At 65.0% G+C, this 16386-nt stretch carries 4 protein-coding genes; 3 read left to right on the forward strand and 1 reads right to left on the reverse strand.

Features of this window, described 5'->3' with window-relative positions; genetic code table 11:
- Positions 1-75 precede the first annotated feature (75 nt).
- Entirely contained in the window at positions 76-11010 is a 10935-nt protein-coding gene (locus GA645_RS06440) for a retention module-containing protein (RefSeq protein ID WP_178119496.1), read from the reverse strand.
- A 328-nt stretch (positions 11011-11338) separates the two neighbouring features.
- Between GA645_RS06440 and GA645_RS06445 the strand changes: the two genes are divergently transcribed.
- The 3 genes from GA645_RS06445 to GA645_RS06455 are packed head-to-tail and all read left to right on the forward strand — an operon-like array spanning position 11339 to position 16257.
- Positions 11339-12691, forward strand: coding sequence for a TolC family outer membrane protein (locus tag GA645_RS06445; protein ID WP_152221016.1), 1353 nt, complete (start codon positions 11339-11341; stop codon positions 12689-12691).
- 49 nt (positions 12692-12740) lie between these two features.
- Entirely contained in the window at positions 12741-14897 is a 2157-nt protein-coding gene (locus tag GA645_RS06450; RefSeq protein ID WP_152221018.1) for a type I secretion system permease/ATPase, read from the forward strand.
- On the forward strand, positions 14887-16257 hold the full coding sequence (locus GA645_RS06455) for an HlyD family type I secretion periplasmic adaptor subunit (protein WP_152221020.1): 1371 nt from the start codon (positions 14887-14889) through the stop codon (positions 16255-16257). The genes GA645_RS06450 and GA645_RS06455 overlap by 11 nt, the downstream gene beginning before the upstream one ends.
- Positions 16258-16386 lie beyond the last annotated feature (129 nt).

The raw sequence follows: 16386 nt of genomic DNA on the forward strand, positions 1-16386 counted from the left end.
GCGCCAGCCCGAAGGATGGCGCCGCTGGCGCGATGGCAGAGCCTGACTCGTTCGTTGCCGGTCGGCAACGGGGAATCAGTGATGCTCAGTCTTGACCACGGGATCGGAGCCCGCCACCAGTTGCTTGACGATATCGGTGGGGTTCGAGCCGTAGGTGGAGAGGTCGACGCCGCTCAGCTTGATGGTGACGTCCGCGCCGCTATTGACCTGGCCGGTGGTGCTCACCTGCAGGGTCGAGGTCGCGGTGTCCACCTTCAGGTAGCTGAGGATGTCGTTGTGCGCGGCATCCGGCAGCAGGTCGCTGATATCGATACGGTCGCCTTCGCCGGCCTTGAAGTCGGTGATGATGTCGTTACCGATATCGCCCGCCTTCCAGATGAAGGTGTCTGCACCCGCACCGCCGGTGAGGATGTCGTTGCCCTTGCCGCCGGTGAGCTGGTCGTCGCCGGTGCCGCCGAACAGGATGTCATTGCCACCCTCGCCGAACAGGAAGTCGTTGCCGCCCTGGCCGTAGAGGATGTCGTTGCCCTCGCCACCGTAGAGGTTGTCGCTGCCGCCACGGGTGTCGCCGTCGACGTTGAACAGCGCATGGTTCTCCTTGATGAAGCTGTACATCTCTTCGGAGGTCGCCACGTGGCCGTTCTTCAGCTCCAGGAACGCTGACAGCGCGCTGACACCGGAGCCCGCCGGCAGCTCGGCCGGCTTGACCGGGTTGCCGTTGACGCCCCAGGGCAGGTTGTCGGTGTTGATGCTGTCACCGAAGACGATGTCGTCACCCGAGCCGGCGTGGATGGTGTCGTTGCCCGAAGGCGCCAGGTCCGAGCTGCTGGAGCCGCCGTGCAGGGCGGCGGTAAGGTCGCTGGCCTGCTTGACGATATCCACCTGGCCGACCGGGGCTGTGACCAGGTCGATGCGCGTGATGTTATCGATGGTGACGGTGGCGTTGTCGCCGTTGCCTTTGCTCGTGTAATCGTTGAGCTCAAAGTCCAGGCGATAGGTGCCTTCGCCCACCGTATTGGTGGTGAAGTTGCTGCCGCTGGTATTGAAGGCGATCGCGTGTTGCTCGACCTGATCCCAGCCACCATCGGCGCGCTGCTTCTCCAGCGTCCAGGTGAACTGGTCGCCTTTGCTCATGCTCTTGCTGAAGTCGAAGCTGAAGGTCGAGGTCTTGCCCGCCGCGACCGTCAGATTCGAGCTGATGGCGGTACTGGCGCCGCTCTTGACGTGGGTGTCCATCAACTGCAGCTTGCCGCCGCTGATGCTGACGGAGCCGTTCCCGTCGGTGGTCGATTTCCACCCCGAGGGCAGGCTGGTGCTGCCCTCGAAGTCGAACAGAGTGGCGCCCTTGTAATAGGTCACCGAACCCGCACCGGTGACATTGGTGTTGTCGAAGTACTTGAGCGTGGCTTCGTTGACATTGGTGCCGATGCCGATCGCGCGGACCTGGCTGAGCTCCGACAGGCTGGCGAAGGCCTGCGTGGTGTTCTGCATCAGGTTGCCGTTGCCGGAGGACTCGGTCGGGTCGCCGTCGGTGAGGAACAGGGTGAGGTTCTCGCTGCCGTTCTTGTGGTCATTGAACCAGATCACCGCCTGGCCGAACGCTGCCTGGTAGTTGGTGCCGCCGCCGGCCTGCAGGCCCTGGTACTGCGAGTTGCCGATGGCGTCGGTCAGCAGATTGATGTTGGCAGCGGTCAGGTCATTCACGCTGACCTTGAGGCTCGCGGTGCTGTCGAAGCCGATCAGGGCGATGTTGATCACACCATCGTGGCCCTTGAGCTGGTTGGCCAGGTTGATCAGGGCATCCTTGACCAGCTTCATCCGGGAGTCGGTGTAGGCCGCGCCGGACACTCCGGCAAGGTTGTAGCCCATGCTGCCGGAGGTATCGACGATCAGGGCAATGTTGTAGTTGGTGCCCGGCTGGGTGACGGTCAGGGTGCCGCCCACATCGCCGAGGATCACGTCATCGCCCGGGCCACCGACCAGGTTGTTGTCGCCGTTGGGGGTGCTGCCGGGGATCTGCACCTGGCCGACATGGATGTCGAAACCGTGGGTGGCCGAGGTGTCCACGCCGCCGTTGGTGGTGCCGCCGCTGTCCTGCACGGCGAAGTCGAAGTGCGCGTTGCTGCCCAGGGCGTCCGGTACGAAGGTCAGCTTGCCGCTGGCGATGGCGCTGGGGTCGATGGCCTGGCCGGTCACCACCTTGCTACCGTTCAGCCAGAGGGCGCCGGAGTCCGGCAGGGACTTGATGATGACGGCCTGCAGGCTATGCGACTGGCCGTTGGCGGAGTCCGCGGTATCGCTGAAGGCGAAGTCCTTGAGCCCGAAGGTGTAGGTCTTGCCGATGTAGATACTGGCCGTGGCATCCGCCGACAGCGGCGCGTCGTTCACCGGGGTTACGTTCAGGGTGATGGTGTTCGGCGTCGGGTCGAAGGCGCCGGCACCGTCTTTCACCGAGAAGGTGAAGTCGGCGTAATGGCTGCCGGCGGCGTTGGCCGCCGGGGTGAACACCAGGCCGCCCAGCTGGCTGGCGGCGATCACCTGGCCGGCGATGACCGCCACGCCATTGAGGGTCAGGCTGCCGGCGGTCGGCAGGCCATCGATGCGCACGGCGCTCAGGCTGTCGCCCTGGTCCACATCGGTGAAGCCGAAGTCGGCGGCGCTGAACGAGCGGCTGCCATCCTCATTGAGGGTGATGGTGTTGTCGGCGCCGCTGGGGGCGTCGTTGACTGCATGTACGTGGATGTCCAGCGGCAGGGTCGTGGTCGCCTGGTCGTGGTTGCTCGCTTCGGTAGCGGTGGCGCTTACCTGCAGGGTGATGGTGCCATTGGCATTGGCCGGCGGGGTGAAGGTCAGGGTGGAAAGGTTCCAGCCAGTGACGTCCACGCTGCCATGGTTGGCGTCGGCGGTGAAACTGTGGATGCCATCGCTCAGGGTGGCGCCATTGGGAATGCCGCCGATGCTGATCGACAGGCTTTCCGAACCGTCGGTATCGACCAGCGCCGCGTTGATCTTCGACAGCGGGATGCTGGTGTCTTCGTTGCCTTCATTGGCCCCGAAGACGGTGTAGTGGCCCTGGCCATTGCTGCCGACCAGGTCGCTCAGGCGTTCGCCCGCGCCGGTCAGCTCGCCGGTGTTGTGGTAGACCAGTGCGTTGCCGGTGCCGAGGGTCTGCGGCGCGCTGCCGTTGTCGGAGAAGGTGAGGTTGAAATTACCCGGCCCGCTCTGGTTGTGCTGGTAGAGGGCGAGGGTGTAGTAGCCGCTCTCGGTGGGCGTGAAGGTGCCGCTGAACTTGCCGCTGGTGCCGCCCCAGGTGGCTTCGGCGACGTTGGTGCCGCCGACGACCAGGCGGACGCTGTCATCGCCCGTGCCGGCGAAGGTGTAGGTGTGGCCGGCTTCGAGGAAGATCAGGCCGCTGACCTTGTTGGCGGTGCCGGCGCTGACGCTGGCGTTGTTCACGCTGTTGGTGGAGCTGCTGCTGTTGGGCGTGCCGGCGCCATCGATGACCGACTGCAGGGTGGACGGAGCGGCGCCGCTGCCATTGGTGCCCAGCGCCAGACCGGTCCAGCTCTCCAGGGTCAGGCCGGTAGCCGGCGGGTGGCCGCTGCTGCTGTCGAGGCTGAGGCTCGGCTTGTCCGCCACGGCAATGATTGTCACATCTACCTTCGAGGTGGAGGTGCCGCCGTGGCCATCGCTGATGGTGTAGGTGATGGTGTCGGTGCCGCTGAAGTTGGCCTTCGGCGTGTAGGTGACGGTGCCGTCGCTATTGATCGCCACGGTGCCGTTGCTGGCATTGGCACCGGTGACGGTCAGCGGGTCGCCGTCGACGTCGGTGTCGTTGTGCAGCACATCGATGGTGACCGCGTTGTCCTCGTAGACGGTGGCGCTGTCAGGATTGGCGACCGGTGCATCGTTTACCGGCGTAACGGTGATGTTCAGCGTCGAACTGCTGCCGGTGTTGGTGGTGTAGGTGATCTCCGGGACCGAGCCGTTCCAGTCCTTCACCGGAGTGAAGGTGTAGGTGCCGTCGGAATTGATCACCAGCGAGCCGACGCCGTTGATGTTGGCACTCTGGCCGGCAGTGAAGCTGCCTTGTACGCCATTGATGCTGAAGCCGGCGACGCTGAGGACGTTATCCACGTCGTGGTCGTTGCTCAGCACGTTACCGGTGGCCGGGGTGTCCTCGGCAACGGTCTTGGTGTCCGGGGTCAGCACCGACGGATCGTCTACCGGGGTGACGTTGGCGAAGCTCAGGTCGGCGGTGGCGGTCAACTGGCCGTCGCTGACGGTGTAGGTCGCGGTGGGCACGGGACCGTTGTAGTCCTGGGCCGGGGTGAAGGTGAAGCTGCCGTCGCCGTTGATCACCAGCGAACCAACGCCGTTGATGGTGGCGGTCTGGCCAGCGGCGTAGCTGTTGCCGCCGAAGCTGAAGCCGGTGACGGTCAGGGCGTCGCCGTCGACATCGTGGTCGTTGTTCAGCACGTTGCCGGTGGCCGGAGTGTCTTCGGTCACGGCGACGGGGCCATCATTCACGGCGATCGGTGCATCGTTCACCGGAGTGACATCGGCGAAGTTCAGCTGGGCGGTGTCGGTGAGCTGGCCGTCGCTGACGGTGTAGGTCGCGCTCGGTACCGGGCCGTTGTAGTCCTGGGCCGGGGTGAAGGTGAAGCTGCCGTCGCCGTTGATCACCAGCGAACCAACGCCGTTGATGGTCGCTGTCTGGCCAGCGGCGTAGTTGTTGCCGCCGAAGCTGAAGCCGGTGACGGTCAGGGCGTCGCCGTCGACATCGTGGTCGTTGGTCAGCACGTTGCCGGTGGCCGGGGTGTCCTCGGTCACGGCGATCGGGCCGTCGTTCGCGGCGACCGGAGCGTCATTCACCGGGGTGACATCGGCGAAGTTCAGCTGGGCGGTGTCAGTGAGCTGGCCGTCGCTGACGGTATAGGTCGCGCTGGGCACCGGGCCGTTGTAGTTGTGCGCCGGGGTGAAGGTGAAGCTGCCATCACCGTTGATCACCAGCGAGCCAACGCCATTGATGGTAGCGGTCTGGCCGGCGGCATAGTCGCTGCCACCGAAGCTGAAGCCGGTAACGGTCAGCGCATCGCCTTCCGGATCGCTGTCGTTGTTCAGCACGTTGCCGGTGGTCGGAGTGTCTTCGGTCACGGCGACGGGGCCGTCATTCACGGCGATCGGTGCATCGTTCACCGGAGTGACATCGGCGAAGTTCAGCTGGGCGGTGTCAGTGAGCTGGCCGTCGCTGACGGTATAGGTCGCGCTGGGCACCGGGCCGTTGTAGTTGTGCGCCGGGGTGAAGGTGAAGCTGCCATCACCGTTGATCACCAGCGAGCCAACGCCATTGATGGTAGCGGTCTGGCCGGCGGCATAGTCGCTGCCACCGAAGCTGAAGCCGGTGACGGCCAGGGCATCGCCTTCCGGATCGCTGTCGTTGTTCAGTACGTTGCCGGTGGCCGGGGTGTCTTCGGTCACGGCGACGGGGCCATCATTCACGGCGATCGGTGCATCGTTCACCGGAGTGACGTCGGCGAAGCTCAGGTCGGCGGTGGCGGTCAGTTGGCCGTCGCTGACAGTGTAGGTCGCGGTGGGCACGGGACCGTTGTAGTCCTGCGCCGGGGTGAAGGTGAAGCTGCCGTCGCCGTTGATCACCAGCGAACCAACGCCGTTGATGGTCGCGGTCTGGCCAGCGGCGTAGTTGTTCCCGCCGAAGCTGAAGCCGGTGACGGTCAGGGCGTCGCCGTCGACATCGCTGTCGTTGTTCAGCACGTTGCCGGTGGCCGGGGTGTCTTCGGTCACGGCAACCGGGCCGTCATTCACAGCAACCGGAGCGTCATTCACCGGAGTGACGGTGATGTTCAGCGTGGAGCTGCTGCCGGTGTTGGTGGTGTAGGTGATCTCCGGGACCGAGCCGTTCCAGTCCTTCACCGGAGTGAAGGTGTAGGTGCCGTCGGAATTGATCACCAGCGAGCCGACGCCGTTGATGTTGGCACTCTGGCCGGCAGTGAAGCTGCCTTGTACGCCATTGATGCTGAAGCTAGCGACGCTGAGGACGTTGTCCACATCGTGGTCGTTGCTCAGCACGTTGCCGATGGCCGGAGTGTCTTCGGCGACGGTCTTGGTATCCGGGGTCAGTACCGACGCATCGTCCACCGGGGTGACGTTGGCGAAGCTCAGGTCGGCGGTGGCGGTCAACTGGCCGTCGCTGACGGTGTAGGTCGCGGTGGGCACGGGACCGTTGTAGTCCTGGGCCGGGGTGAAGTTGAAGCTGCCGTCGCCGTTGATCACCAGCGAACCAACGCCGTTGATGGTGGCGGTCTGGCCAGCGGCGTAGCTGTTGCCGCCGAAGCTGAAGCCGGTAACGGTCAGGGCGTCGCCGTCGACATCGTGGTCGTTGGTCAGCACGTTGCCAGTGGCCGGGGTGTCCTCGGTCACGGCGACGGGGCCGTCATTCGCGGCGATCGGCGCGTCATTCACCGAGGCGACATCGGCGAAGCTCAGCTGGGCGTTAGCGGTCAGCTGGCCGTCGCTGACGGTGTAGGTCGCGCTGGGCACCGGGCCGTTGTAGTTGTGCGCCGGGGTGAAGGTGAAGCTGCCGTCGCCGTTGATCACCAGCGAGCCAACGCCATTGATGGTAGCGGTCTGGCCGGCGGCATAGTCATGACCGCCAAAGCTGAAGCCGGTAACGGTCAGCGCATCGCCGTCGACATCGCTGTCATTGCCTAGCACGTTGCCGGTGGCGGGGGTGTCTTCGGTGACCGAAACCGGACCGTCATTCTGGGCAACCGGTGCATCGTTTACCGGCGTGACGGTGATGTTCAGCGTGGAGCTGCTGCCGGTGTTAGTGGTGTAGGTGATCTCCGGGACCGAGCCGTTCCAGTCTTTCACTGGAGTGAAGGTGTAGGTGCCGTCGGCGTTGATCACCAGCGAACCGGCGCCGTTGATGGTGGCGGTTTGGCCGGCAGTGAAGCTGCCCTGTACGCCATTGATGCTGAAGCTAGCGACGCTGAGGACGTTGTCCACATCGTGGTCGTTGCTCAGCACGTTGCCGGTGGCCGGGGTGTCTTCGGCGACGGTCTTGGTGTCCGGGGTCAGCACCGACGGATCGTCTACCGGGGTGACGTCGGCGAAGCTCAGGTCGGCGGTGGCGGTCAGTTGGCCGTCGCTGACAGTGTAGGTCGCGGTGGGCACGGGACCGTTGTAGTCCTGCGCCGGGGTGAAGGTGAAGCTGCCGTCGCCGTTGATCACCAGCGAACCAACGCCGTTGATGGTCGCGGTCTGGCCAGCGGCGTAGTTGTTCCCGCCGAAGCTGAAGCCGGTGACGGTCAGGGCGTCGCCGTCGACATCGCTGTCGTTGTTCAGCACGTTGCCGGTGGCCGGGGTGTCTTCGGTCACGGCAACCGGGCCGTCATTCACAGCAACCGGAGCGTCATTCACCGGAGTGACGGTGATGTTCAGCGTGGAGCTGCTGCCGGTGTTGGTGGTGTAGGTGATCTCCGGGACCGAGCCGTTCCAGTCCTTCACCGGAGTGAAGGTGTAGGTGCCGTCGGAATTGATCACCAGCGAGCCGACGCCGTTGATGTTGGCACTCTGGCCGGCAGTGAAGCTGCCTTGTACGCCATTGATGCTGAAGCTAGCGACGCTGAGGACGTTGTCCACATCGTGGTCGTTGCTCAGCACGTTGCCGATGGCCGGAGTGTCTTCGGCGACGGTCTTGGTATCCGGGGTCAGTACCGACGCATCGTCCACCGGGGTGACGTTGGCGAAGCTCAGGTCGGCGGTGGCGGTCAACTGGCCGTCGCTGACGGTGTAGGTCGCGGTGGGCACGGGACCGTTGTAGTCCTGGGCCGGGGTGAAGGTGAAGCTGCCGTCGCCGTTGATCACCAGCGAACCAACGCCATTGATGGTGGCGGTCTGGCCAGCGGCGTAGTTGTTCCCGCCGAAGCTGAAGCCGGTGACGGTCAGGGCGTCGCCGTCGACATCGCTGTCGTTGTTCAGCACGTTGCCGGTGGCCGGGGTGTCTTCGGTCACGGCAACCGGGCCGTCATTCACAGCAACCGGAGCGTCATTCACCGGAGTGACGGTGATGTTCAGCGTGGAGCTGCTGCCGGTGTTGGTGGTGTAGGTGATCTCCGGGACCGAGCCGTTCCAGTCCTTCACCGGAGTGAAGGTGTAGGTGCCGTCGGAATTGATCACCAGCGAGCCGACGCCGTTGATGTTGGCACTCTGGCCGGCAGTGAAGCTGCCTTGTACGCCATTGATGCTGAAGCTAGCGACGCTGAGGACGTTGTCCACATCGTGGTCGTTGCTCAGCACGTTGCCGATGGCCGGAGTGTCTTCGGCGACGGTCTTGGTATCCGGGGTCAGTACCGACGCATCGTCCACCGGGGTGACGTTGGCGAAGCTCAGGTCGGCGGTGGCGGTCAACTGGCCGTCGCTGACGGTGTAGGTCGCGGTGGGCACGGGACCGTTGTAGTCCTGGGCCGGGGTGAAGGTGAAGCTGCCGTCGCCGTTGATCACCAGCGAACCAACGCCATTGATGGTGGCGGTCTGGCCAGCGGCGTAGCTGTTCCCGCCGAAGCTGAAGCCGGTGACGGTCAGGGCGTCGCCGTCGACATCGCTGTCGTTGTTCAGCACGTTGCCGGTGGCCGGGGTGTCTTCGGTCACGGCAACCGGGCCGTCATTCACAGCAACCGGAGCGTCATTCACCGGAGTGACGGTGATGTTCAGCGTGGAGCTGCTGCCGGTGTTGGTGGTGTAGGTGATCTCCGGGACCGAGCCGTTCCAGTCCTTCACCGGAGTGAAGGTGTAGGTGCCGTCGGAATTGATCACCAGCGAGCCGACGCCGTTGATGTTGGCACTCTGGCCGGCAGTGAAGCTGCCTTGTACGCCATTGATGCTGAAGCTAGCGACGCTGAGGACGTTGTCCACATCGTGGTCGTTGCTCAGCACGTTGCCGATGGCCGGAGTGTCTTCGGCGACGGTCTTGGTATCCGGGGTCAGTACCGACGCATCGTCCACCGGGGTGACGTTGGCGAAGCTCAGGTCGGCGGTGGCGGTCAACTGGCCGTCGCTGACGGTGTAGGTCGCGGTGGGCACGGGACCGTTGTAGTCCTGGGCCGGGGTGAAGGTGAAGCTGCCGTCGCCGTTGATCACCAGCGAACCAACGCCATTGATGGTGGCGGTCTGGCCAGCGGCGTAGCTGTTGCCGCCGAAGCTGAAGCCGGTAACGGTCAGGGCGTCGCCGTCGACATCGTGGTCGTTGGTCAGCACGTTGCCAGTGGCCGGGGTGTCCTCGGTCACGGCGATCGGGCCGTCATTCGCGGCGATCGGCGCGTCATTCACCGGGGTGACATTGAGGGTGACGACCGACTCCACCGAGCCGCCATGGCCATCGCTCACCACCACAGTGAAGCTGTCAGCGCCGTTGTAGTCCTTGGCCGGGGTATAGGTGTACTCGCCGGTTGCCGGGTTCAGCACCAGGGTGCCGTGAGTCGGTTCGGAGCCCGGCTTCAGGGTGTAGCTGAGGGTGTCGTGGTCGACGTCGGTGGCGACGATCTGGCCGCTGACCGGGGTGTCTTCGGGAGTGGCCCTGGACTGGTCGGCGGTTTCCGGTGCGTCGTTCACCGGGGTGACGTTGAGCTTGACGACCGACTCCACCGATCCGCCATGGCCGTCGCTTACGACCACGATGAAGCTGTCGGTGCCGTTGTAGTCCTTGGCCGGGGTGTAGGTGTATTCGCCTGTCGCCGGGTTCAGTACCAGGCTGCCGTGAGTCGGCTCGGAGCCCGGCTTCAGGGTGTAGCTGAGGGTGTCGTGGTCGACGTCGGTGGCGACGATCCGGCCGCTGACCGGAGTGTCTTCGGCGGTGGTGCGCGATTGGTCGGCAGTGACCGGCGCATCGTTCACCGGGCTGACATTGCCGAAGCTCAGCTGGGCGGAATCGGTCAGCCGGCCGTCACTGACGGTGTAGGTCGCGCTCGGCACCGGGCCGTTGTAGTTCTGCGCCGGAGTGAAGGTGAAGCTGCCATTGGCGTTGATCACCAGCGAGCCAACGCCGTTGATGGTCGCGGTCTGGCCGGCGGCGTAGCTGTTGCCGCCGAAAGTGAAGCCGGTGACGGCCAGGGCATCGCCATCGACATCGTGGTCGTTGCTCAGCACGTTGCCGGTGGCAGGGGTGTCTTCGGTCACGGCAACCGGGCCGTCGTTGGCGGCAACCGGGGCGTCGTTCACCGGGTTCACGCCAACGTTGACGGTGATGGTGTCGCGGCCGCCCTGGCCGTCATTGACGATTACGGTGAAGCGGTCACTGCCGTTGAAGTTCTGGCCGGGGGTGTAGGTGTAGGAACCGTTGGGATTGACCACCACGGTGCCATTGCGCGGGGCGTCGGCGAGGTCGAAGCGCAGCGGATTGCCGTCCGGGTCGTTGGCGCGCAGCTGGCCGCTGACCGGCGTGTCTTCGTCAGTGCGGATGCTGGCGTCCTGTCCACGCGGGTCATGGTTCGGCGCGCGCTGGCCTTGGCCGTTGTTGCCCTGCTCCTGCTGTTGCCGGGCGAACGCCTGGCCGTCGTTCGCGGTGGGGAAGCCGATGTTCGGGGCGACCCGGCCGGCCGTCTCGCCAAGCATCACGAAGCTGTGGCCGCCGCCAACGGCACCGGAGCCGCCAGTAGAGGCTGCCGGACCGGCAGCGGTGGGCGCCAGGGCCTGGGTCGGGTCGAGGCCGGCGGCGATGGCTTGCTGCAGGTCCTCGGTGCTCGGTACGGAGAGTTGCGCCTGCGCGGGCGCCGCGTGCGGCAGGTCAGCGCCGCTCCACTGGCTGTCGCGGCCCAGGTCGACCAGGTGGCCGTTGCCGGTATCCAGGGTCACGGCACCGGCGGCGCCGGTGACCAACTGCTCACCCTGGTAGATGCGGTCACCTTCGACCAGGACGCGCTGGGCGCCTTCGGGGGATACCGCAACCACTTGGCCGATGATGCTTTTGACGACGGCGACGACGCTGCTCATGCACTTCTCCTGATGGCGTGCCGGCTGGGCTGCCGTATCCAATCCGGCGCCAGGGCATTCCCTTGTCATTCAGAGCGAGATTTTTGGCGTCAATAACTTGGCTTATATCGGATCGAAATTGCGCATATGCCAATGTATTGACCATTCGCGTGCCATCCTAAACAATTGGCAAATCGATGTCACTTTGATATCGAAGCGCCTCTCAAAATTATTTTCGTGAAACTGGTCACGTTTTCCGACTGGTCCTCGCAGCGTATTCGCCGGTCTTTTGACGCTCTTTGCGGCAATCGAATCGCTGCCGCAATCCCATTGATAAGGATGTTTCTTCATGCGTCTGCGATTCGCTTCCGTAGTGCCCTTTGCCCTGTCATTCGTGCTTCCCGCCCATGCCGATACGCTCAACCAGGCGATGCAGAAGGCCATCGACTACCACCCGGAAATCCAGGCTGGCGTGAACAGCCGACTGGCCGCCGACAAGCAACTGCGTGCCGCCGAAGGTGGCTACCTGCCGTCGGTTGACCTGCTGGGTGGTTACGGTCGCGAAGGCACCGATTCGCCCACCACCCGCGCCGAAGGCAACGACAACTGGAAGACCATGAGCCGTGGCGAGTCCAGCCTGCGTCTGCAGCAGATGGTGTTCGACGGCTTCGCCACGTCCAGCGAAGTGGGCCGCCAGCAGGCCACCGTGAACTCCCGCGCCTATTCGCTGCTCGGCACCTCCGAGCGCACCGCGCTGCAAGTGGCCCAGGTCTACACCGACGTGCTGCGTCGCCAGGAAATGGTCCGTCTGGCCGAAGCGAACCTGAAGCGCCACCAGCAGGTGTATGACCAGATCAGCCTGCGCAGCGCGCGTGGCGTTGGCCGTCTGGCCGACCAGGACCAGGCCGAGGCGCGCCTGGCCCAGGCGCAGAACAACCTGTTCACCGAGAAGACCAACCTGGCCGACGCCCGCACCAACTACTTCAGCGTGGTGGGCAGCGAGCCGGTGGACCTGGCCGAACCGTCCGGCCTGAACGGCCAGCTGCCGGCCGACCTGCAGGCGGCGCGTCGCCAGCTGCTGGAAAACAGCCCGATCCTGCGTTCGGCGGAGTCGGACGTGGCGGCGGCCGAGAAGCAGTACGACGCGGCGAAGTCGACCTTCTACCCGCGCTTCGATGCGGAACTGTCCACCGGTGCCGACAACAACATCGACGGCGATCCGGGCCACAACAACGAATGGCAGGCCATGCTGCGCATGCGCTACAACCTGTTCGCCGGCGGCAGCAACAAGGCCGAGCTGGAAGCCAAGTCCTACCAGGCCACCCAGGCACTGGATATCCGCAACAACGCCCTGCGCCAGTTGAACGAAGAACTCGGACTGTCCTGGAACGCCCTGGCCAACGCCCGCGAGCAGCTGCCGATCGCCCGCCAGTACGTGAGCTACAGCACCCGCGTGCGCGAGGCCTACCAGCAGCAGTTCACCATCGGCGAGCGCACCCTGCTCGATCTGCTGGACAGCGAGAACGAACTGTTCAACGCTTCGCGCCGCGCGGTCGATCTGCAGTACACCGAGCTGTTCACCCAGTACCGTATCAAGGCCACCCTGGGCGAGCTGCTCAAGAGCCAGGGCGTGGTGGCGCCGATGGCGACCGTGGTGAGCAACGACGTCAAGCCGCAGGTCCAGCTGCCCGGCCTGAACTGAGCCGGTTCACTGTCCCAACCCAGCCAGTCCCAACCAAGAGTGTCCCCGCGTGGATCAAGAAGTCAGTCGAGTTTCCTCACGTCACGATCCACGCGGTCTGCTCGATGACCCGCTGCTGGACAGCCTGCTGACGCTCTGTCAGCTGCACCAGAAGCCGGCCAGCCGGGCGATGCTCACCAGTGGCCTGCCGCTGCCCGAGCAGCGCCTGTCCGCCGAGCTGCTGCCCCGTGCTGCGGCCCGCGCGGGTTTGCAGGGCCGGCTCCTGCAACGACGCCTGGAGCAGATCCCGGCGCTTGCGCTGCCGGCCATGCTGCTGCTGCGCGAAGGTCGCTGCGCGGTGCTGCTGGGTTGGGAAAGCGATGGCCAGGCGCGCCTGCTGCTGAGCGAAAGCGACGGCGGCGAGGTGCGTGTGTCCCGCGAGCTGCTGCTCGAGGATTACAGCGGCCAGGCGTTCTTCGCCCAGCCGCAGCACAAGTTCGACCTGCAGCACGGCGAGCTCATTCCGCGTGTGAACAGCTGGTTCCGCGACACGCTCAAGCGCTCGCGCTGGCTGTACGTCGATGCGGTGGCCGCGAGCCTGGTGATCAACCTGATCGCCCTGGCCGCGCCGCTGTTCGTGATGAACGTCTACGACCGCGTTGTGCCCAACCAGGCCGCTGCCACCCTCTGGGTGCTGGCCATCGGTATCAGTGGCGCCTACCTGTTCGACCTGCTGCTCAAGACCATGCGCGGCCTGTGCCTGGACCTGGCCGGCAAGAAGACCGACCTGATCATCTCGGCGACGCTGTTCGAGCGCATCGTCGGCATGAGCATGAAATACCGCCCGGCGCGGGTCGGCTCGTTCGCGCAGAACATCCATGAATTCCAGACGCTGCGCGACTTCCTCAACTCGCTGACGCTGACCACCCTGATCGACCTGCCGTTCACCCTGCTGATCCTGCTGGTGATCGGCATCATCGGCGGGCCGCTGGTGTTCGTCCCGCTGGTGGCCTTCCCGCTGGCCGCGGGCCTGGGCTGGATACTGCAGAAGCCGCTGGTGGAAACCATGAACCGCACCATGGCGTTGTCAGCCGAGCGTCAGTCGAGCCTGATCGAGACCCTCGCCAGCCTCGATGCGGTGAAGGTGAACAACGCCGAAAGCGAACGCCAGTACCTCTGGGAGCAGACCATCGGCACCTTGAGTCGCCTGGAACTGCGGGTGAAGCTGCTGTCGTCCCTGGCGATGAACAGCACCGTGCTGATCCAGGCGCTGGCCGGGGTGGTGATGATCATTGGCGGGGTCTACCTGATCATCGCCGGCGACCTCTCCATGGGCGGCCTGATCGCCTGCTACATGCTCAACGGCCGCGCCCTCGGTCCGCTGACCCAGCTCTCCGGGCTGATCCAGCGCTACCAGCAGGCGCGCCTGTCCATGCACACCACCAACCAGATGATGGAACTGCCGCAGGAACGCAGCGCCGACGAGCGTCCGCTGACCCGTTCGCAACTGCTCGGCGGCATCGAGATGCGCGATCTGGACTTCGTCTACCCGAACCAGCAGGTGGCGGCGCTGCACGGCATCAACCTGCAGTTCCGCCCGGGCGAGAAGGTTGGCATCGTCGGCCGCAGCGGCTCGGGCAAGAGCTCCCTGGCCAAACTGATCGTCGGCCTCTACCAGCCGGACAAGGGCAATCTCCTGGTGGACGGCGCCGATGTGCGCCAGCTCGACATCAGCGAGCTGCGCCACAACATCGGCTACGTGCCGCAGGACATCAGCCTCTTCAGCGGCACCCTGCGCGACAACCTGGTGTCGGGTGCGCGCTACGTGGACGACGAGCGTGTGCTGGAAGTGGCTGAGCTGACCGGGGTGAACGAGTTCGTCCGCCTGCACCCGCAGGGCTACGAGTTGCAGGTCGGCGAGCGCGGCCTGAACCTCTCCGGCGGCCAGCGGCAGAACGTCGCCCTGGCCCGCGCGTTGTTGCTCGACCCGCCGATCCTGCTGCTCGACGAACCCACCAGCGCCATGGACAACGCCGGCGAGGAGCGACTGAAACAGCGCCTGCACGCGCTGATCGGCGACAAGACGCTGCTGCTGGTTACCCACCGCGCCTCCATGCTCAGCCTGGTGGATCGCCTGGTGATCATCGACAAGGGACGCATCATCGCCGACGGTCCGAAGGATGTGGTGATGGACGCATTGAAGAAGGGGCAGATCAGTGTCGCTTGATCCCAAAGGCAGTATTCGCCACGCCATCGGTGGCTATTTCAAGGGCGGCGACAACCTCTCCGGCCAGCCGCTACCCGAAGTCAGCAAGGCGCTGGTGGAAGACGCGCCGCGCGTCGTGCGCCTGACCATCTGGGTGCTGATCGGTTTCGTCCTGTTCCTCGGCCTGTGGGCGCACTTCGCGCAGATCGACGAAGTGACCCGCGGCGAAGGCAAGGCCATCCCCTCGTCCAAGGTGCAGAAGATCCAGAACCTGGAGGGCGGCATCGTCTCGCAGATCTTTGTCCGCGAGGGCGAGGTGGTGCAGGCCGGCCAATCGCTGATGCGCCTGGACCCGACCCGCTTCCAGTCCAACGTCGGCGAGACCGAGGCCGACCGCCTGGCGATGTTCCTGCGCGTGGAGCGGCTGTCCGCCGAGGTGGAAGATCGCGCGCTGAACATTCCCGATGACGTGCGCGCCAAGGTGCCGGGCCAGGCCAGCAGTGAAGAAGCGCTGTTCCACAGCCGCCAGCAGCAGCTCAAGGACGAAGTCGCCGGTCTTGAGCAGCAACTGGTGCAGAAGCAGCAGGAGCTGCGCGAGTTCGTCTCCAAGCAGTCGCAATACCGCAACAGCCTGGAACTGCTGCGCCAGGAAATCTCCATGTCCTCGCCGCTGGTGGCGCAGGGCGCCATGTCCCAGGTGGAGCTGCTTCGCCTGAAGCGCTCGGAAGTGGAAAACCGTGGCCAGCTCGATGCCACCACCCTGGCGATTCCCCGTGCCGAGGCGGCGGTGAAGGAAGTCGAGCGCAAGGTCGCCGAGACCCGTTCGCGCTTCCGCAGCGAGGCGCTGAAGGAGCTCAACGAGGCGCGCACCGAGCTGAGCAAGGCCGAGGCTACCGGCAAGGCCCTGGAAGACCGGGTCAGCCGTACCCTGGTCACCTCGCCGGTGCGCGGCATCGTCAAGCAACTGCTGGTCAACACCATCGGCGGCGTGATCCAGCCGGGCAGCGACCTCATCGAGATCGTTCCGCTGGACGACACCCTGCTGGTGGAAGCACGCATCCGTCCCCAGGACATCGCCTTCCTGCGGCCGGGGCAGCACGCGATGGTCAAGTTCACCGCCTACGACTACACCATCTACGGCGGACTGGAGGCGGACCTGGAGCAGATCGGCGCGGACACCGTCACCGACGATGACGGCAACAGTTTCTACCTGATCAAGCTGCGCACCCGAAAAAGCCACCTGGGCACCGATGAAAAGCCGCTGCTGATCATCCCCGGGATGATTGCCACCGTCGACATCATGACCGGCAAGAAGAGCATCCTGAGTTATCTGCTCAAGCCCATCCTGCGGGCCAAGGCGGAGGCGTTGCGGGAGCGGTGATCGATGAGGACCATTCGGTGGGATGGCCGCGTTGCCTTTGTAGGAGCGGACTCCGTCCGCGATGCTTTTGATTTTGGTGTTTCGCGCCGCTTCGGCGTGTGCTGGGACTTCTTGTTTCGCCCCCTCGGG

This window comes from Pseudomonas sp. SCB32 (assembly GCF_009189165.1).
Lineage (GTDB): Bacteria > Pseudomonadota > Gammaproteobacteria > Pseudomonadales > Pseudomonadaceae > Pseudomonas.